The organism is Peptoniphilus gorbachii, assembly GCF_016908115.1.
GTDB classification, from domain to species: Bacteria; Bacillota; Clostridia; order Tissierellales; family Peptoniphilaceae; genus Peptoniphilus_A; species Peptoniphilus_A gorbachii.
The window spans coordinates 93,713-112,313 of record NZ_JAFBDH010000006.1 but is presented as its reverse complement, the minus strand read 5'-3'; the positions used below and the strand labels follow the sequence as shown (position 1 = coordinate 112,313).

General features: G+C 30.5%; 17 protein-coding genes. 13 read left to right on the top strand and 4 right to left on the bottom strand.

Annotated elements, in window-relative coordinates; genetic code table 11:
* Positions 1–5 precede the first annotated feature (5 nt).
* Entirely contained in the window at positions 6–947 is a 942-nt protein-coding gene (locus JOD41_RS06880) for a copper amine oxidase N-terminal domain-containing protein (RefSeq protein WP_205052180.1), read from the bottom strand.
* A 16-nt stretch (positions 948–963) separates the two neighbouring features.
* The gene (locus tag JOD41_RS06875) at positions 964–1,452 is read right to left on the bottom strand and encodes a hypothetical protein (RefSeq protein ID WP_205052179.1); all 489 of its coding nucleotides are present in this window, start codon (positions 1,450–1,452) and stop codon (positions 964–966) included.
* A gap of 100 nt (positions 1,453–1,552) precedes the next feature.
* On the opposite strand from JOD41_RS06875, the gene JOD41_RS06870 reads away from it, so the two are divergent.
* From JOD41_RS06870 to JOD41_RS06850, 5 genes are read left to right on the top strand one after another with little or no spacing between them, the layout of a single operon-like run.
* A complete protein-coding gene (locus tag JOD41_RS06870; RefSeq protein ID WP_205052178.1) occupies positions 1,553–2,875 on the top strand; it encodes a CCA tRNA nucleotidyltransferase in 1,323 nt (440 codons plus the stop codon).
* A 4-nt stretch (positions 2,876–2,879) separates the two neighbouring features.
* Positions 2,880–4,223 (top strand): phosphoglucosamine mutase, encoded by a 1,344-nt coding sequence (glmM, locus tag JOD41_RS06865; protein ID WP_205052177.1) that lies wholly within the window; start codon positions 2,880–2,882, stop codon positions 4,221–4,223.
* 9 nt (positions 4,224–4,232) lie between these two features.
* A complete protein-coding gene (locus JOD41_RS06860; RefSeq protein ID WP_205052176.1) occupies positions 4,233–5,066 on the top strand; it encodes a DegV family protein in 834 nt (277 codons plus the stop codon).
* Positions 5,067–5,074: 8 nt separating this feature from the next.
* Entirely contained in the window at positions 5,075–6,199 is a 1,125-nt protein-coding gene (locus JOD41_RS06855) for a 5-bromo-4-chloroindolyl phosphate hydrolysis family protein (RefSeq protein ID WP_205052175.1), read from the top strand.
* A 1-nt stretch (position 6,200) separates the two neighbouring features.
* Positions 6,201–7,325: a toxic anion resistance protein gene (locus tag JOD41_RS06850; RefSeq protein ID WP_205052174.1), complete on the top strand. Its 1,125-nt coding sequence runs from the start codon at positions 6,201–6,203 to the stop codon at positions 7,323–7,325.
* Positions 7,326–7,418: 93 nt separating this feature from the next.
* On the opposite strand, the gene JOD41_RS06845 is transcribed toward JOD41_RS06850, so the two are convergent.
* The gene (locus JOD41_RS06845; protein WP_205052173.1) at positions 7,419–7,991 is read right to left on the bottom strand and encodes a xanthine phosphoribosyltransferase; all 573 of its coding nucleotides are present in this window, start codon (positions 7,989–7,991) and stop codon (positions 7,419–7,421) included.
* A 95-nt stretch (positions 7,992–8,086) separates the two neighbouring features.
* On the opposite strand from JOD41_RS06845, the gene JOD41_RS06840 reads away from it, so the two are divergent.
* From JOD41_RS06840 to tsaD, 7 genes are all read left to right on the top strand, one after another.
* A complete protein-coding gene (locus JOD41_RS06840) occupies positions 8,087–8,686 on the top strand; it encodes a hypothetical protein (protein WP_205052172.1) in 600 nt (199 codons plus the stop codon).
* Positions 8,677–10,884, top strand: coding sequence for a DUF3160 domain-containing protein (locus JOD41_RS06835; protein ID WP_205052171.1), 2,208 nt, complete (start codon positions 8,677–8,679; stop codon positions 10,882–10,884). Before JOD41_RS06840 ends, JOD41_RS06835 begins: the two co-directional genes overlap by 10 nt.
* 114 nt (positions 10,885–10,998) lie before the next feature.
* Positions 10,999–11,532: a nitroreductase family protein gene (locus tag JOD41_RS06830; RefSeq protein WP_205052170.1), complete on the top strand. Its 534-nt coding sequence runs from the start codon at positions 10,999–11,001 to the stop codon at positions 11,530–11,532.
* Positions 11,516–11,974 (top strand): tRNA (adenosine(37)-N6)-threonylcarbamoyltransferase complex ATPase subunit type 1 TsaE, encoded by a 459-nt coding sequence (gene tsaE, locus JOD41_RS06825; RefSeq protein ID WP_205052169.1) that lies wholly within the window; start codon positions 11,516–11,518, stop codon positions 11,972–11,974. The genes JOD41_RS06830 and tsaE overlap by 17 nt, the downstream gene beginning before the upstream one ends.
* Positions 11,955–12,629: a tRNA (adenosine(37)-N6)-threonylcarbamoyltransferase complex dimerization subunit type 1 TsaB gene (tsaB, locus tag JOD41_RS06820; protein WP_205052168.1), complete on the top strand. Its 675-nt coding sequence runs from the start codon at positions 11,955–11,957 to the stop codon at positions 12,627–12,629. Before tsaE ends, tsaB begins: the two co-directional genes overlap by 20 nt.
* The gene (gene rimI, locus JOD41_RS06815; RefSeq protein ID WP_205052167.1) at positions 12,601–13,035 is read left to right on the top strand and encodes a ribosomal protein S18-alanine N-acetyltransferase; all 435 of its coding nucleotides are present in this window, start codon (positions 12,601–12,603) and stop codon (positions 13,033–13,035) included. The genes tsaB and rimI overlap by 29 nt, the downstream gene beginning before the upstream one ends.
* Positions 13,036–13,039: 4 nt before the next feature.
* Positions 13,040–14,038, top strand: a complete 999-nt coding sequence (tsaD, locus tag JOD41_RS06810) for a tRNA (adenosine(37)-N6)-threonylcarbamoyltransferase complex transferase subunit TsaD (RefSeq protein WP_205052166.1) — start codon at positions 13,040–13,042, stop codon at positions 14,036–14,038.
* Between the two features lie 35 nt (positions 14,039–14,073).
* On the opposite strand, the gene JOD41_RS06805 is transcribed toward tsaD, so the two are convergent.
* Positions 14,074–15,591, bottom strand: a complete 1,518-nt coding sequence (locus JOD41_RS06805; RefSeq protein WP_205052165.1) for an oleate hydratase — start codon at positions 15,589–15,591, stop codon at positions 14,074–14,076.
* Between the two features lie 98 nt (positions 15,592–15,689).
* Here JOD41_RS06805 and JOD41_RS06800 point away from each other — a divergent pair, with 98 nt between their 5' ends.
* Positions 15,690–18,581: an insulinase family protein gene (locus JOD41_RS06800; protein WP_205052164.1), complete on the top strand. Its 2,892-nt coding sequence runs from the start codon at positions 15,690–15,692 to the stop codon at positions 18,579–18,581.
* Positions 18,582–18,601: the final 20 nt, after the last annotated feature.

The following is an 18,601-nucleotide window of genomic DNA, read 5'->3' as shown; positions in this document are numbered from 1 at the left end:
TGATTTTAAAATTTCTTAAAAATATTTTTAAAAGTTTCATCTTGCAATAAATTATCTGTCCTATCTTTCTTTTCTATTTCGTCATTGTAAACTTGGATGTCCTTTTGCACCTTATAATCTTCTCCCTTTATTGCAGCTTCAAAGGAGTCTTTTGCTTCTTGCATTTTCACTTGGAAATCATTTAGTTCAACAATAAGTTTTTTGGCAGAATCTTCATTTTTAGTGATAATAGATTCTTTAAGACCTGGTAAAATTTCTAAAGCCTTTTCACTTGCCTTTAAAGTGTAATTGTGAGAATTTTTAAATTTTTCTGGCACACTAGTGTTTTTGATTTTATCAACAATATTTCTAATTTCTGAATCTGCTTTTTCGTAGGCAGCATTTAAATCTTGATCAGAAAGATTTGCTGCATTTTCAAAAAAGCTAGATTTTAAAGTTGCAATAGACTTAGTTAAATCATTTTGCAAATTTTTAATTTCTTTTACATATGTTTCTTCGTCAGTTTTTAAATTTAAAGAAGTCTTTGTAGTGTCATTAATAATAACTTTAAAATTTTCCTTATCCCATTTAACTTCTGCTTTTAAATTTTCAGCAACAAATCTTAGGGGAACAAAAGTACGATTGTCTTTTATAAGAGCAGGAGCATCAAGTTCAACATCGCTACCCTTTACTTTTGCTTTTTTTGAATCGATTTTTAATTCAATTTTAGTATCTTTGCCCTTAACACTTACAAGTCTTTCATTATTATCCCATGAAACCTCATATCCCAAAGTTTCTGAAATAAATCTTATTGGCACAAGAGTTCTGTTATCTCTTATAAAAGGAGCAACATCAGATTTAACTATTTTTCCATTGTATTGAATTTCTGGACTTTTAGCAGCAATTGCATTTGAACTTATAAAAATTAATAAGATCAGTGAAAATAAAATTGATTTTACTTTTTTCATTTTTTACTCTCCTCTTTTATTTACTTTTTAATGAAGATGTATAAGAATTTGGGTCAAATTGTTTTTCAATATAAATTAAGTTAGAATCTTTGTCGCCTTGTAGCTCAATAAAAGATCCATCTCTTTCAGTAGGAGAAACTTCGCCCTTTTCATCATCCTTATAAAAAACAATATATTCCTTATTTGGACTTAAAGTTTTTGGAAAACTTATTTCAATTTGTGAAAGGTCGCCCTTATAATCTTTTAAGAAAGATGTATTCATACCTTCAGCAGTAGAAGTTGAAACCCTAATTCTTGAAATATAGTCGGAATTTTTAATTAATTCATTTACAGATTCCTTATCAAAATTTGATGTAGTAATTTCTTCTTCATCAGCTTCTTTTTCTACTGCAGCAGAAGAAACTTTTGCATTGTTACTTTTTTCACTTTTAGCACTTTTTTTGCCGCATCCTACTAAGCTAAGTGCTAAAGATAAAGATATTAAAACAATAAATATTTTTTTCATACAATACCTCCAATTTTCTTCATTATATCATAAATAAGATGAAGAATAATTATATAATTTTAAATTAAGTACAATATGATATAATAAAAAGGGTGATAGAATGCCAAAAGAAGTGCTATTTATTTTAAATAAATTAAATGAAGTAGGTTTCGAAGCTTACATTGTAGGTGGATGTGTGAGAGATAAACTTCTAGGTCTTATTCCTCACGATTATGACATCACAACTTCTGCAGAGCCTCAAGAAATCAAAAGGGTTTTTAAAGATTTTAAAACTATTTTAATTGGCGAAGAATTTGGTACAATTGGCATTCTTATTGATGAAACTCTTTACGAAGTTACTACTTTTAGAATTGATGGCAAGTATAAAAATTTTAGAAAACCAGAAAATGTAATTTTTTCAAAAAATTTAGTAGAAGATTTAAAAAGACGTGACTTTACTATTAATGCCATGGCAATGGATTCTAAGGGAGAACTTTACGATCCTTTTGGCGGAAAAAATGATTTAGAGGATAAAGTTTTAAGAGCTGTTGGAAGACCTAATGAAAGATTAAAAGAAGACGCCATAAGGATTTTAAGGGCAATTAGATTTGCAGGAAGGTTAAATTTATACATTGACGATGAACTTTTTGATGCAATTTCCTTTGAAAGAAAACTTCTCAAAAAAATTTCTCCTGAGAGAATTTTTGATGAATTTTCTAAGATGATTACATCAGATCGACCTTCTTATTATCTTTTACTTATGGAAGAGACAGGAGTTCTCGATGTAATTTTTCCTGAATTAAAAAGGACAGTAGGATTTTCACAATTTTCTCCCTACCACGACAAAACACTCTTTGACCACTTAATTTGTGTAATGGATGAAGTAAAGCCAGATTTAGCTCTTAGACTTGCTGCACTTTTTCATGACATATCAAAAGTTGATACATTATCCATTGGAGAAGATGGAAGGGGACACTTTTACGGTCACGAAATTTTAGGGGCAGATTTAGTTTCTGAAATTTTAAAAAGATTAAGGGTTTCTAATAAAATTATAGATAAAGTTAAAATTTTAATTTTAGACCACATGAAGGTCCATAGCGAAATGACAGATAAGGCACTGAGAAGGCAAATAAAAAGAGTGGGAAGAGAAAATGTATTAGATCTCTACGACTTACTTATAGCCGACTGCAAGTGCACAAGAATAGATCGCGATGCAAGCTTTATTATAAATAGGAAAAATAGGGTAAAAGAATTATTAGACGAAAAAGAGATGAAAACTGAAAAGTTTTTAGAAATAGATGGAAATGACATAAAAGCTTTGGGTTTTAATGAGGGAAAGATTATTGGAAAAATTTTAAAAGATCTTGAAAATTTAGTTTTAGATGACCCAGAGAAAAACAAAAAAGATTACTTACTAGAATATATAAATAAAAATTATAGGTGATAAAATGACAAGATTATTTGGGACAGATGGAGTTCGTGGCATTGCCAATCAAAAATTAACTCCAAAATTATGTTACGATATTGGAAGGGCAGCAGCTTTTGTCCTTACAAAAAATAAAAAGGGAAAAGTTTTAGTTGGAAGAGATACAAGGCTTTCAGGAGATTTGGTAGAATCTTCTCTAATTGCAGGTTTTATGAGCATTGGTCTTGATGTAGATGTGGCTGGAGTAATTCCTACACCAGGAGTTGCATACTTAACAAGAACTGGGGACTACCTTTGTGGAGTTTCAATTTCTGCATCACACAATCCCTTTGAATATAATGGCATAAAATTTTTCTCAAGTGAGGGACTTAAACTTGATGACAAGGTTGAAGATGACATTGAAGAAAAAGTTCTTTCCACTACAAAAATTTATAAAGATGTAATAGGTGATGAACTTGGAAGAGTAAATAGATCTAATAAGTTCACTGAAAAATATATTTCTTACTTAAAGGGTTTAACAGATGAGAGGTTTGATGGCCTTGAAGTTGCTATCGATGCAGGTAATGGAGCTCAATCCTTTATTGCTGAAGAAGTTTTAAGGTCATATGGGGCAAGTGTAAAAATTATAAATAATGAGCCAAATGGCAAAAATATAAATGACAATTGTGGTTCTACAAATCCAAAATTAATTGAAGAACTTGTAAAAAAAGAAAAATCAAATATTGGCATGAGTTTTGACGGTGATGCCGATAGAATTATTGCCGTTGACGAAATGGGTAAAGTTGTAAATGGAGATCACATCTTGGCAATTGCTGCAACTTATTTAAAAGAAAATAATAAACTTAAAAATAATGCAGCTGTTGGTACTATTATGTCAAATATGGGACTAAAAAAATATCTTGAAACAATTGATGTTGATTTTATAGAAACAAAAGTTGGAGATAGGTATATTTTGGAAAAGATGTTAAAGGATGATTATGTAATTGGTGCAGAACAATCTGGTCATGTAATTTTCCTTGATTACAATACTACTGGAGATGGACTTGCAACAGGAATACATCTCTTAGAAATTATGAAAAAAACTGGCAAAAAATTATCAGAATTAAATGGACTGATGAAGGATTATCCTCAAGTTTTAAAAAATGCAAGTGTTCGTGATGATTTAAAAAATAGATATGAAGAATTTCCTGATATAATTAAGGCAATAAAAGAAGTGGAAAAAGCTTATCACGGAAGTGGAAGAGTTGTAATTAGACCATCTGGTACAGAAGCTCTTGTTCGTGTTATGATAGAAGGCGAAGACACTTATAAACTTTCACAAGATGCTGATAAACTGGTAAAAATTATTGAAGAAAAATTGAATTAGGAGCATATAATGTACAAAATAATATCAGATACAAGTTGTGATTTATCAAAAGAAGAAATAAAAGAATTGGGAATTGAATATGTACCCTTTAAAATTTCCATTGATGGCGTTGAGTATGAAGATGATGACAATTTAAATATTGAAGAATATTTGGACAAAATGGAAAAGACAGAAAATGCAATAAAGACAGCTTGTCCATCACCATATGATTATTTAAAAATTATTGAAGAAAATTCCGACAAGGATCTTTATCTAATTACAATTTCATCAAAATTATCTGGCTCTTATAATTCTGCCAAAATTGCAGAACAGGAAGCAAGGGAAAAGTTTAAGAACATAAAAATTCATGTAATCGACACAAAAGCTGCTTCAGCTGGACACACAAGAATTGTCTTAAAACTTTTAGATTTAGTTAAAGATAAAAGTTTTGAAGAAGTTGTGCCTGCCATTGAAAGTGAAGTTAACAATTCTACAACTATGTTTGTCCTTGAAAGCATGAAAAATTTAATAAAAAATGGAAGAATAAAAAAGTCTGCTGGTCTCATTGCCGATGTCTTAAATATTAGGCCTATTATGATTTCAAAGGATGGAGATATTGAACTATTTGAAATCAATCGTGGTATAAAAAAATCCCTTGATAAGATGATTAAGGCAATTGGAAGTGAATGCAAAGTAGGCACACCAAATCTTATTACAATTTCCTATGTCAAAAACAAAGAGCGTGCAGAGCAAATTAAAGATAAAATTGAAGAACTATACCAAGGTGTAATAGTTCACGTGAGACATACTAATGGGCTTTCCTCTGGTTACGCAGACATTGGAGGTATTGTCATAGGTTTTTGAGGTGAATTATGAGAAAAAGCGAAAATGAAAAAAATTTTGAAGAAAAAATTAATACTGCTTTTAGAGAAGAAAATTTTAAGGAAATAGGCGATTTAATAGGCGAGGGAATTGACACGGCTATTGATGTGACTAAGTCTTCTATTAGCAAATTTATAAATAAAAACAAGAGAAATTTGCCCTATAGCGTGCAAAATGATGACAGAATAATAAACCAAAACCCAAAAACTGTTAAAAGAGTGAAGACTTGGGGCTTTGTCGCAAAAGTCTCAATAGTGGGACATCTTTTTGCTTTATTTGGTTTTCTCATGGATATGTTTGATACTTACGGGTCTGTAAGAGAAGATCTCCCAGCTTTAATTTTCTGGGTTCTACCTGCCCTTGTAATTTCTTTTTATCTAAATTACAAAGTAAAAAAAGCTAAAGACCAAATAATTAGGTTTAGAAAGTACAATCGTGAAATTGGAAATAACACAGTTATACCAACAGCTGACCTTGCTGCTATAACTGCAAAGCCAATTGATTTTACAATAAATGACCTCTTAAATATGATTGAAAAAGATTATTATAGACAAGCTCGCATTGTAGAAAATGGAGAACTTTTTATATTAGATTCCAATACCTATAAGCTCTACAAGGAAGAAATGCTTCGCGACCCCAAAGAAAGGTATGAGGAGCTAGAGGAAAAGGAAAACAATGCTCTTGTAGAAGAATATTCAGCTAAGGCCAAAAAAGATGTCACAACTTTAACAGAAATGCTTCCAAAACTTAGAGAACCAATGAAAGCTAAGATAAGTGAATTTTTACAAATAGTTGGAAAGATTTTTGAACTTTTAAAGGAAAATCCAAATACAGCAAAGGATTTAGATAAGGTCATAAATTTTTACCTGCCAACTACAGTAAAGCTCATGGATAATTACATCCAGCTTAGTGAAAAACCAACAGATTCAGTAAAATCGTCTTTAAAATCTATGGAGCAAACTATGGATTTAGTAAATGATGGATTTATGAAAATGTTAGATAATATTTACCAAGAAAAAATCATGGATCTATCTAGTGACATGAGCGTTTTAAAATCAATGCTTAGACAAGAAGGACTTTTAGACCAAGATAATTTTAATTTAGGAGGAAAATAAAATGGATAAAGAAATAAAATTATCCTTAACAGATGATTTCGAAGATCTAAATAAAGACAATGAAGTGCATGAAATAAAATTAGTTGACGAAAAAAATGAAGTGAAATTAAGTCCTGAAGAAGAAAAACAAGTTGAAGAATTTGCAAAGACTATTGATATCACAAATTCAAATATAGTTTTACAATATGGTATTGGTGCACAGAGAAAAATTTCTAATTTTTCAGAAAAAACTCTTGAAAGTGTTAAGACTAAAGATCTTGGCGAAGTTGGAAATTTATTATCTGGAGTTGTAAATGAACTTAAAAGCTTTGATATAGATGAAGAGGACAACAAATTAGTTGGTTTTTTCAAAAAACAATTAAATGGAGTAACTTCTCTTAAAACAAAATATGATTCTGCAGAAAAAAATGTCAACAATATTATAAAAACTCTAGAAGATCATCAAGTCACTTTGATGAAAGATATCGCCATGCTTGACCAGATGTATGAACTAAATGAAAATTATTACAAGGAACTAAGTATGTACATACTTGCTGGCAGAAAAAAACTGGAAGAAGCTACAAATGTTGAACTTCCAAAACTTCAAGCAAAGGCACAGGAGACAAACCTACCTGTAGATGCACAAGTGGCAAATGATTATGTAAATATGATTAGTAGGTTTGAAAAGAAGCTTCACGATTTGGACTTAACAAGAATGGTTTCAATTCAAATGGCGCCACAAATTAGAATGGTGCAATCGTCAAATACAGTTATGGTTGAAAAAATTCAATCCACAATTGTAAATACAATTCCTCTTTGGAAGTCTCAAATGGTAATTGCCCTAGGTGCAAATCACTCAAAGGCAGCTGCCAAAAGCACCAAGGAAGTAACTGATTTAACTAATAAACTTTTGAAGAAAAATGCAGAGACTCTAAAGCAAACTACAGTTGATACTGCAAGGCTTTCTGAAAGGGGAATAGTTGATATAGAAACAATAAAACACACAAATGACCAACTTATATCAGCTCTAAATGATGTTCGTCAAATTCAAATTGAAGGACACAAGAAGCGTGAAGAAGCATCACTTGAACTAAGAAAGATTGAAGAAAACTTAAAGTCTTCACTAATAGAAATTGCAAATAAATAATTTAGAATTTAAAAAACTTAATAAAATGACAAAAGCCGAGAAGATATCTTCTCGGCAATTTTTTGTCATAAAATATTTTTTATATTCTAAAATTTATCTAAAGCTAATTTTTCCTTCTTCAATTGAATCAATAATGGCAAGAGAAAGTAAATCGTAGCCCATGTCTCTTATAATTTTTCCACCATCTTGGAAGCCCTTTTCAATGGCAACAGATACTCCGGATATAGTTGCCCCTGCTTGATTTGCAACATCAATTAATCCTTTAAGAGCATTTCCTTCTGCAAGAAAGTCGTCTATTATAAGTAAATTGTCTTCAGGAGATAAAAATCTTTTTGAAACTGTAATTGTATAATTTTTCTTAGTGGTAAAGGATTCAACTTTTGATTCATAGACATCATCGCCTATGTTTAAAGTTTTTTGTTTTTTGCAAAAGACTACCATGGCATCGTCAAAATGCTTTGATGCAACTGTGGCAAGAGCAATGCCACTTGCTTCAATTGTAAGTATTTTATTAATCTTCTTACCTTTAAAGTAATTTGCCATTTCTTCAGCAAGTTTATCTAAAAATTTTATATCTAATTGGTGATTTAAAAATGAATCTACCTTTACAATATTTCCATCTAAAATTCTTCCATCATTTATAATTCTATCTTCTAATAATTTCATTTTACACCTCTCGATTTATTTTAAGGCATTAGGATAAACTAATCAAGACCAGTAATTATTTATTAAATAATTATTTACTGTGGTATAATAAAGACATGAAGTACATATTTTTATTATTAGTTTTATTGACGGCATGCGCAAAGGATACTCTCATTGATTCAGCTTCTGCAAATAATATAAGTGCAGAAATTATTTCACAGGACAAAAAATTTGGGTATGATTTAAAAATTAAATCTAAGGAGAAGGAATTTGATATTGATGTTGAGGACCTTAAAGCTTGGAAAGTTGATTTTTGTAATGTAGACGGAGGTGAAATTGAGCTTGCCCTTGGTGTATATAAAAAGACGCCTTTTGATCCAAAATACAATAGGAGATGTTTTTTATATAATATTGATTTTAAAAATAAAAAATTAAAACCTAAGCTTAGAATTTCAAGATTATATAATCCTATTATGGATTTTAATTTGTGTGATATTGATGGCGACTCTTACGACGAAATTATTTCAATCGAAAAAAATATTGATGGAAATTATTTATTTGGAGTTTATGACTGGACTAATTTTGCCTTTCAAAGAAACCACGGCAGCATAATTTTAAAGGATGAGCCAAAGTTTTTAGATAAGGAGAAAAAAGTTGAAATAGCTGGTAGCGAGAGAGAATTATATTTAGAAGGAGATGAAATTAAATGGAAGTAAGGAAAAAAATACTTATTGCTTCACTTATAGGGCTTTCACTTCTAACTGCTTGTAAAAAAGATAAAGTAGAAGAAAGTCCAAAGGAAGAAGCAAAAATTGAAATGCAGGACACAAAATTTTTAGATGAAATGGAAAATAAAACTACCTACATTGACTACAAGCTTTCTCAGTTTACACCAAGTGTGAAAGATTATAAAATTGCAGAAGATTTTTCCAATGTAGTTAATTTTTCTAAATATGGAAATTTTACAGATAAGCAAAAAGAAATGCTTCTAAAAAATGGCTTTGTAATCACTAAGCCAAAAAACTTAGAAGATAATGAATACATGGAAGAGCCTTGGAATTATGAATTTGACCAAATTCATCAAATTTATGAAGACAACGAGTATAAAAACTTAGCAAGCTTTGTTACCACTGATTCAGTAACTCACATCTTCCACATTTTCTATGATGGATTTTTGAGAAACTTGGAAAAGGATGAGCTTTATCCAAAATCTATTGACTTAAATAAAAAATTGCTTGCTGAAAACATAAGTCTTTATGATGACTTACAAAATGAAAGATTAAAAGACCTACAAATAAAAAATATTGCCTTTATAGCAAGTGGACTAAAACTCTTAGGAATTGAGCCAGAAAATTTGCCAGAAGAAGCAAAGACTCTTCTTGATGAAGAAATGAAAAATGTATCCCAAGAGGGAGTTTCAAAATCTGTTATAAGTGGAAGGGACATTGACTATTCACAACTTAAACCAAGAGGCCATTACACTCGCAGCGAGGAATTAAAAAAATATTTCAAAGGAACAATGTATTTTGGTCAAGTTGGACTATTTATTGATAAGGATGATAAGCCTGATGAAGACAGTATCTTGCAGGGATTACTTTTAACACACTCAATTTATAAAAATCCTGAAATTCTAGAGACTTGGGAAGATTTAGTTGAGCCAATTGACTTTTTAGTAGAATCTGCTGACGACCTTTCTATTAGAGAGTATGCAAGGACACTTTATGGAATTTATGGAAAAGATTTTGACATTAATAAGTTAGATGATGAGAAAAATTTAAAAAATGCCTATGTAGTTTTGAAAAAATATCCAGACCCACAAGTTGCTGGATTTATGGGCAAGTCCTTTAGATTTATGCCACAAAGAGCTGTTATGGATAGCGTACTAATGCAAAATGTAGTTGACATAGCAAGGGATGACAAGCCATCTGATAGACCAATTTATTCTGGTCTTGACCTTATGACTTCCTTTGGTAATGAAAAGGCATTGGAAATTCAAAATGAAGATCCTTATAATTCTCACTGGGATAAATATGAAGAGAGAACTGACGAAAATATTTCTACTGTTAAAAAAATGAAAGATCTTGACTGGCAAAAAAATATGTATCGTGGCTGGCTATGGATGCTAAAGTCCTATGACCAAAAATTTGGCGAAGGCTATCCAATGTTTATGAGAAATGATGCCTGGGAAAGAAAGGATTTAGTATCAGCTCTAGGTTCCTTTGCAGAATTAAAACACGACACAGTCCTTTATGGAAAAGCAGTCATGGCAGAAATGGGTGGCGGAGGAGATATAGAAATTCCAAAATCCTATGTTGAACCAAATGTTGAGCTATACGAAAAATTAAACTGGCTACTTGAATTTACAAAGGTCAATTTAAAAAATCGTGACATGCTAAGCTCCAAGTATGAAGAAAAAATAAATAAGTTCCAAGCTATGGTAGTGAAGTTTAGAGACCTTTCTATAAAGGAACTTCAAAATGAGCCACTTTCAGATGATGAAATATTCGACTTGTTATGTATTGGTGGAGAAATGGAAATGTTAATGGTTGATTTCGTTCAGTCATCTGATGAAAATGAAATTACTAGCTGGTATGAAATACAAAATGCAACTGACAGGAGGATGCCAGTAGTAGTTGACTTAATGAGAGTTGTAGAAAATAGCGTAGGCCTTCCTAAGGATGAAATATTTAGCATTGGAACAGGTAAGCCTATGGAAATTTTTGTAATCTATCCTCATGAAGGAAAACTTTATATGGGTAGAGGCGCAACTTTCTCTTACTACGAATTTTTAAATAAGGAAAGGCTAACTGACGAAGATTGGCAAAAAATGGTATATGATAATGCTACTGATTTTCCAACTTGGTATAAGGATCTTGTAACTGAAGAAAAGGAAGCTTTAGACTTTAATTATTAAGATAAAGATATTAGAAAATATTAGAAAATTATAAAAAGGGGGCGAGTCCCTCTTTTTTCTTGCAAAATTTTAAATTTGATTTTAACATGTGTTATAATGTTTTGAGGTGATAATATGCTTTTAGAATTAGTTGAAAAGAGAAGAAGTATAAGAAAATTTACTGACGAAAAAGTTTCTGATGAAGACTTAAGGGAAATTTTAACTATTGCACTTCATGCCCCAACGGCAAAAAATAGAAATCCAGTAAGGTATATTGTAATTAGAGATAAAAAAAGACTAGAAGAACTTTCTAACTTTAAGAAAAATTCGGCTAAGTTTCTTGCAAGTGCAGATCTTGCCATTGCTGTCGTAACAGACACAGAAATTGCACCAAATACCAACCACCAAGATGCATCTATTGCTGCAACTTTTATTTTACTTGCCGCAGCTGACTTAGATCTTGGTGCGACTTGGGCAAATGTAGTTGATGCAAGGCATGAATCTGGAATTTCTGCTCAAGAATTTTTGCATAAATTTTTTGATTTAGAAGACAAGTTTGATGTGGAATGTATAATCGGCATAGGTCATCCTGCAGAAGAAAAATCAGAAAAAATTCCCTTTGAATATTCTGAAAATGTATTTGAGGATTTACATGATAAGCTTAAATAATTTAGAAGAAACGGAAAAATTTGGAAGGTTTTTGGGAGAAAATCTAAATCCAGGAGATGTACTTTGCCTAAATGGAGACTTAGGAGCAGGCAAGACAACTTTAACAAAAAGCATTGCCCTTGGGCTTAGCATAGATGATTATGTTACAAGTCCAACTTTTACCATAGTTAATGAATATTACGGCAAGACAAATTTATATCACATTGACACCTATCGCCTTGACGACAAAGTTGATGTAGATTATCTTGGCTTTGATGAGTATTTTTATTCTGATGGAGTGACAATTGTTGAGTGGGCAGATAAAATTAAAGAGGCTCTTCCAGAAGAATACATTGAGATAAATATTTCATCAAGGGGAGATAATAGAGAACTTGAAATTAATTTTATTGGCAATAGATTTGAAAAGCTGAAGGAGAAAATAAATGAAAGTTTTGGGAATTGACACTTCAACAAAAACAACAGCTATAGGACTTATTGAAGACGATGAAGTCCTTTGTGATTACAATTTAACAGGACGAGTGGCTCATTCAGAATCTGTTACAGATATGATTCATGAAATTTTTGAAAAATTTGAATTTGGATTAGAAGACATAGATTTAATTGCAGTTGGCATAGGACCAGGCTCTTTTACAGGACTTCGTATTGGTATAACAATTGCAAAGGTTATGGCTTTTGCCCTCGATGTTGATGTTATTGGAGTTTCATCTCTTGTTGCAAATTCTATGTCTGATTATGGTCTTGTTTCTACAATAGTTGATGCAAGACGTGGCAATGTCTATGCATCAATAATAAAAAATTCTGATGAGCCAGAAGTTTTATTTGAAGATGAAATTTTACCCTTTGAAAAATTCAAGGATGAAGTAAAAAAATATCATGATATAACTATTGCAGGACTTGATGGCGAAAAATTTATTGGAGAAATTGATAATGGCAAATTATCAAAAAATAAATCAATGAGAGGCTCAAATATAGCAAGGCTTGGTTTAATAGATTACAAAAAGAATGGTCCCATGGACGTCTTTAATTTAGTGCCAAATTATTTAAAAATTTCTCAGGCAGAAGCACAATATGAAAAGAATAACGAGACTAGCAAATAAAAATGATATAGATGGAATTTATGAAATCGAAGCAGCAAACTTTGAATTTCCTTGGTCAAAAAATTCCATAGAAAATTCCATTATTAATGATGACTTGCAAGACATAGTAATTACTGAAGTTGATGGAACTCTTGTAGGCTACATTTCTTATATGATAGTTTTTGATGAGATTCACATAGCAAATGTTGCAGTAAAAAGAGAATTTCGTGGGCAAAAAATTTCTCTTAATCTTTTTGATTTTTTGACAAAAAAAGCAGATGAGGAAAAATTAAAAATAACTTTAGAAGTTGCTGAGAAAAATAAAATTGCAATTAATTTATATAGAAAATATAATTTTAAAATCTCAGGAAAAAGAAATAATTATTACGGCATTGACAGAGATGCCTATATAATGTGGAGGGAGTGAAAAGATGAAAGTTTTGGCAGTAGAATCATCCTGTGATGAAACTTCAGTTGCTGTTGTTGAAAATGGTCGAGAAGTTTATTCAAATGTAATTGCATCACAAATTGACACTCACAAAAAATTTGGAGGTGTTGTGCCTGAAATTGCATCGAGACAACACGTTGAGGCTATAAATACGGTTTTAAAGGAAGGACTTGACCAGGCAGGCGTAAAATTAAGTGACATAGATATTATTGCAGCCACAAAGGGACCGGGACTTATTGGGGCACTTTTAGTTGGGCTTAGTGCAGGAAAGGCTCTTGCACTTGCTACAGGCAAGCCCTTTGTTGGAGTAAATCACATAGTTGGTCATGTTTGTGCAAATTATATTTCCTTTAAAGATTTAGAGCCACCCTTTATTGGGCTAATTATCTCTGGTGGTCACACTTATTTAATTGAAGTTAAGGATTATGTTGACTTTACACTTCATGGAAGAACTGTTGACGATGCAGTTGGTGAAGCTTTTGATAAAGTAGCAAGATCTCTTGGTCTATCCTATCCAGGTGGACCAGTAGTTGATGCTTTAGCAAAAAAAGGAAAGGAAACAATTGAATTTCCAAGAGTAATGATAAAGGAAGATAATTATAATTTTTCCTTTAGCGGTTTAAAGACTGCAGTTTTAAATTATTTAAATAGTACAAGACTTCGTGGAGAAGAAATTGTCGTTGAAGATGTGTGTAAGTCCTTCCAAGAGGCAGTAGTTGATGTCCTTCTTGAAAAATCCTTTAGACTTGCAAGTGAAAAGAATATGGATAAAATTGTTCTCTGTGGTGGAGTTTCTGCAAATTCAAGAATTAGAGAGGCCTTTGAAGAAAGGGGATCTAAAGAAAATATAAAAATTTTCTATCCTGAACTTAAACTTTGCACAGATAATGCAGCCATGATTGCATCAGCTGCCTATTATGAGTACAGGGCAGGAAAAGTTGACGAAGAAAATTTTGCAAATCCAAATTTAGGCTTAAAGTAAATTTCAAAAAAATAAAAAGTGCATCCCTGCACCTTTTATAAATTATTTATAAATTTTAAAATTTCCATTTTAGAAAGATTATTTTCAAAAACTTCTAAGTGGTCAATGCCCATGATGTCGTGGGCATTTTTTATACCCTCTTGGACAAGTTTTTCAACAGAATAAAGTTCTCCAAAGTCAGAATTTTTAGAAGAGATGAAGAATAAATTGCAAATGTTATTTACGCTTTTCTTGTAACTTTCTCCAGGGATTTTTTTATAGTTTTCAAAAACTGAAATGCCTACATTTTTTAAATTAAATCTAAGATCTGCATACTTTTCCTCAAGATTAAATAATTTAATTAGCTCAAAGAAAAAGCCCTCGCCATTTAAGGCTTTAAAGGCATCGCCGACAAAAATAGAATTTTTATTAGGATTTAAAATTTTTAAAATTACTTTATTGTCAACAACTTTTGCAGAAATGCCAGACTTTACTTTAAAAATGAAAAAGTCCTTGTCTTGCAAATTTTCTTTTAGCTTATTTATAAAAGAATCGTCAGAAAATTCTAAACTTACAAATAAAATTGATGAATCAGTGGTTTTTCCTTCAATTTCCTTGTAAATATTTTGAGAAGTAAAATTATTTTTTGAATAATAAGTATTTAATATTTTTTCAGGAATCTTTGTAGTATTTCCAAGTGCCAAATTTGTCAAATAAGTTGGCGATTCAATGGAAATAATATCCTTTAAATCAGTGAAAATTTCCTCAATTTGCTCATTTTTTTCAAAAGTTAATTTGTCTACATAATTTTCATGAGAGCTAAAGTCGATAAATTTGTAATCATCATAAAAATTTACGCCAAGCTCAATTAAATAATCTCTTAAAAATTTGTAAATTGCATTTGCATCAAGGTCAAAATAAGATTCTGAACCCATAAAATCCATTAGGGCTTCCTTTAATTCAAGGACAGGAGAAGTTGATTTCAAGTTATAAATGCTAGCCAAGTAATAAAATAAATTTGAGTTTAAAAAGTCAGTGAACAAAAAATATTGTTCAAGGGAATTTTTTTCGTCAAAGTCCATGGGAGATAAAAGGAGTTTATATAATTTCTTTTTGCTACTTTCATCTATTTCACTAACTTTAGAAAATTGATTTAAAGATAGATCCAAGATTACTGGATTTTCTTTTTTTGCAATTTTTTCAGAGATTTTATTTAATTCATCTTCATCTAAAATATTTTTTAGCATTTCATAGGTGTTTTTAAAATTAAATTCTGAAAATCTATTGTCAAAGGTCTCGTAATTATTTTCATTTTCACTAATTTTTATAAATTCGTTAAAGTTTTTCGTGTAAATATTTATATTAATTGGATCTAAATTTGCGTGATTTATTAGGGCATAGGCAAGGGATAAATTTCCAAAGCCATCGCCAAGTAAGTAAGCTTTTGAGTTTTCGTCACGATTAGGCATTAAAATTTTAACTTCATCGTCAGAAACTTTTTTTGCAGCAAAAATAGCAGCAGAAATTGTTGCAGCTGCAATAGCTAATTTTTTGATGTCATCTTTTCTTGACATAATCTCACCTCGATTTAGTTTTACCCAATTTTTACAAGACTTAATTCAATTTGTTAAATTGTTTTATTACAAGTATAATAAGGAATGGAGGGATTAACTTGAAAAATTATAAATTAATCGAAGAAAAATATATAGACGAAGTTGCATCAAATTGCAAAGTCTATTCTCATATAAAAACTAGCGCAAAAGTTTTAACACTAGAAAATAATGACGAAAACAAGGCCTTTGGCATTGGCTTTAGAACTCCACCTGAAAAGGGCAATGGAGTTTGCCATATTGTTGAGCACTGTGTACTTTCTGGCTCACGAAAATATAAAACTAAGGAGCCTTTTATGGATTTAATTAAGTCATCACTGCAAACTTTTTTAAATGCCATGACTTTTCCAGACAAGACTATTTATCCAATATCAAGTCGAAATGAAAAAGATTTTTACAACTTAATGGATGTCTATTTAGATGCAGTTTTATATCCAAGTATTTATGAAGAAGAAAAAATATTTCTTCAAGAAGGTTGGCATTACGATTTAAAAAATGAGGATGACGAATTAAAATACAATGGCGTTGTTTACAATGAAATGAAGGGAGTTTATTCTTCTTCAGAAAATATTGTCTCTGATGCCATGATTTTTAATCTTCATGAAAACTCATCTTATGGAGTTGATTCTGGTGGAGATCCAAAATTAATTCCAAGTTTGTCCTATGAAGAATTTAAAAATTATCACAAAACTTATTATCATCCATCAAATTCTTACATCTATCTCTACGGGAATCAAAATATGGAAGAAGCTCTAGATTTTATAGATAAAAATTATTTAGCTGACTTTGATAGACAAGAAATTAATTCAAAAATAATTTTAAATGATGAAATTAAAGAAACTAAAAATGTTGAAATTACTTTTTCTGCTTCAAAGGAAGAGATGAAGGAAAAAATAGATTATTTATCTAAGGGTTGGACTATTGGCTATGCTGATTCAAAGATGGATGTCTTTATGCGTGATCTATTAGCTGAACTTTTAATTGATGCACAGGCTGGACCACTTAAAAAGGCAATTCTTGAATCAGGACTTGCTGAAGATGTCTATTCAGAAACTTCATCTTCACTACCGCTAGACCTTTCTATTGTCTTAAAAAATACTGACGCAGATAAAAAAGATGAATTTTTAAAAATTTTAGATAAAACTTTAAGAGACTTAGTAAAAAATGGAATCGATAGAGATTTACTTGAAGCAACTTTAAATAAATTTGAATTTATTTTTAGAGAAGGTGGCGGCACACAAAAGGCAATTATTTATTATATAAGGGCCCTAAATTCATGGCTTTATGACGAGTCTCCACTTGATGCTCTATATTATAATGATGTATTAAGTGAAGTTAAGGAAAAAATTGATGATAATTTTGTAGAAAATTATATTAAAGAAAAATTAATTGACAATAATTATTCTGTAAATTTATCTGCAAGACCTCTTCTTGATAAAAATGAAAAAGAAGAAAAAGAGTTAAGAGAAGAATTAAGAGCCCTAAAGGAAAAAATGTCTCATGAAGAAAGAGAAGAAATAATTAAAAAAAGTCTTGAACTGGAAAAATATCAAACCCAAGAAGATTCTCTTGAAGCAAAAAAAACTATTCCTTCTCTTGAACTTTCTGACATAGAAAAAAAGGTTACAGATTATGAATTGGAAAAGGATAAAATTCGTGGTGTAATTTATCTAAAGTCAAATCAAGAGACAAATGGCATAGTCTACACAACAATTTCTCACGACATATCTTTTATTGAAAAAGATGAAATTGAGACAATGTCCCTTCTTCTTTCACTAATTGGACTTCTTGACACAAAAAATTATTCCTATGAAGAATTAAATAACGAAATTTATAAGGCAACTGGCGGCATAACTTTTAATCCAACTCTTTATGTTGATTCAAAGGATAAGGAAAAATATTCACTTAGAATGAATGTGAAAATGAAATCCACTGCAGAAAACCTAAAAAGAGGCTTAGAAATAGTTGATGAAATTATGTATAATTCTCTTATTGATTCAAAGAAAAGAGTTAAAGAACTTTTAAATATTTTAAAATCAAGAGTTGAGTCCACAATGTTACAAAATGGACATCAATTTATAATTTCAATTTTAAAATCCTACTATTCTAAAGTTGCAGAGCTTCAATCTCAGCTTGGTGGACTAGATTATTATGAATTTATGATAGATTTAGTGGAAAACTTTGAAGATAAATGGGAAGACTTTGAGAAAGCAGCAGAAAAAATTTATGAAAAATTATTTGTAAGGGATAATTTAATTATTTCAACAACAGGAAATATTTCTGACTTAAATAATATTAAGGATGAATTTGAAAATTATATAGAAAAATTAGAAGTTAAAAATATAAAAAGAAGTGCTTATGAATTTTCTAGTGACAATAAAAATGAAGGGCTTTACACGACTTCAAATGTAGTTTATGTTTCTAAGGGATATGACCTTGAAAAACTTGGAATAAAATACACAGGAGACCTTACAGTTCTTGCAAATATTTTAAATTCATCTTATCTTCACAATGAAATAAGAGCCAAGGGTGGTGCCTACGGTGCAGGAATTACTATTGGAAGAAATGGTGACATGGCAACTTATTCTTACAGGGATCCAAATTTAAAAAATACTGTTGATGTTTATGACAATATTGGAAATTTTGTTGAAAATTTAAAAATTTCTGATAAAGATTTAAAAGACTTTATTATTGGATCTATGAATGCCTTTGATCCACTTTTATCGCCAGAACAAATTGGAGATATTAATTTATCAAGATTTATAACTGGACTTACAGCAGAAGATATAGAAAAATCTAAGAAAGAAGCCTTGGAAACTAATGTGGAAAAATTAAATTCTTATGGAAAAGTATTTGATGAGGCCATGAAGAAAAATTATTTAGCAGCCTTTGGCAGTGAAAGTATAATTAGAGAAGATGCAAGTCTATTTAAAGAAATCAAATCAATTAAATAGTTGGAGGTTTTATTATTAAT

What these genes read in the sequence shown, in the direction of transcription:
- JOD41_RS06880 (WP_205052180.1), bottom strand. Translation starts at nt 947, where the DNA reads ATGAAAAAAGTAAAATCAATTTTATTTTCACTGATCTTATTAATTTTT.
- JOD41_RS06875 (WP_205052179.1), bottom strand. Translation starts at nt 1,452, where the DNA reads ATGAAAAAAATATTTATTGTTTTAATATCTTTATCTTTAGCACTTAGC.
- JOD41_RS06870 (WP_205052178.1), top strand. Translation starts at nt 1,553, where the DNA reads ATGCCAAAAGAAGTGCTATTTATTTTAAATAAATTAAATGAAGTAGGT.
- glmM (WP_205052177.1), top strand. Translation starts at nt 2,880, where the DNA reads ATGACAAGATTATTTGGGACAGATGGAGTTCGTGGCATTGCCAATCAA.
- JOD41_RS06860 (WP_205052176.1), top strand. Translation starts at nt 4,233, where the DNA reads ATGTACAAAATAATATCAGATACAAGTTGTGATTTATCAAAAGAAGAA.
- JOD41_RS06855 (WP_205052175.1), top strand. Translation starts at nt 5,075, where the DNA reads ATGAGAAAAAGCGAAAATGAAAAAAATTTTGAAGAAAAAATTAATACT.
- JOD41_RS06850 (WP_205052174.1), top strand. Translation starts at nt 6,201, where the DNA reads ATGGATAAAGAAATAAAATTATCCTTAACAGATGATTTCGAAGATCTA.
- JOD41_RS06845 (WP_205052173.1), bottom strand. Translation starts at nt 7,991, where the DNA reads ATGAAATTATTAGAAGATAGAATTATAAATGATGGAAGAATTTTAGAT.
- JOD41_RS06840 (WP_205052172.1), top strand. Translation starts at nt 8,087, where the DNA reads ATGAAGTACATATTTTTATTATTAGTTTTATTGACGGCATGCGCAAAG.
- JOD41_RS06835 (WP_205052171.1), top strand. Translation starts at nt 8,677, where the DNA reads ATGGAAGTAAGGAAAAAAATACTTATTGCTTCACTTATAGGGCTTTCA.
- JOD41_RS06830 (WP_205052170.1), top strand. Translation starts at nt 10,999, where the DNA reads ATGCTTTTAGAATTAGTTGAAAAGAGAAGAAGTATAAGAAAATTTACT.
- tsaE (WP_205052169.1), top strand. Translation starts at nt 11,516, where the DNA reads ATGATAAGCTTAAATAATTTAGAAGAAACGGAAAAATTTGGAAGGTTT.
- tsaB (WP_205052168.1), top strand. Translation starts at nt 11,955, where the DNA reads ATGAAAGTTTTGGGAATTGACACTTCAACAAAAACAACAGCTATAGGA.
- rimI (WP_205052167.1), top strand. Translation starts at nt 12,601, where the DNA reads ATGAAAAGAATAACGAGACTAGCAAATAAAAATGATATAGATGGAATT.
- tsaD (WP_205052166.1), top strand. Translation starts at nt 13,040, where the DNA reads ATGAAAGTTTTGGCAGTAGAATCATCCTGTGATGAAACTTCAGTTGCT.
- JOD41_RS06805 (WP_205052165.1), bottom strand. Translation starts at nt 15,591, where the DNA reads ATGTCAAGAAAAGATGACATCAAAAAATTAGCTATTGCAGCTGCAACA.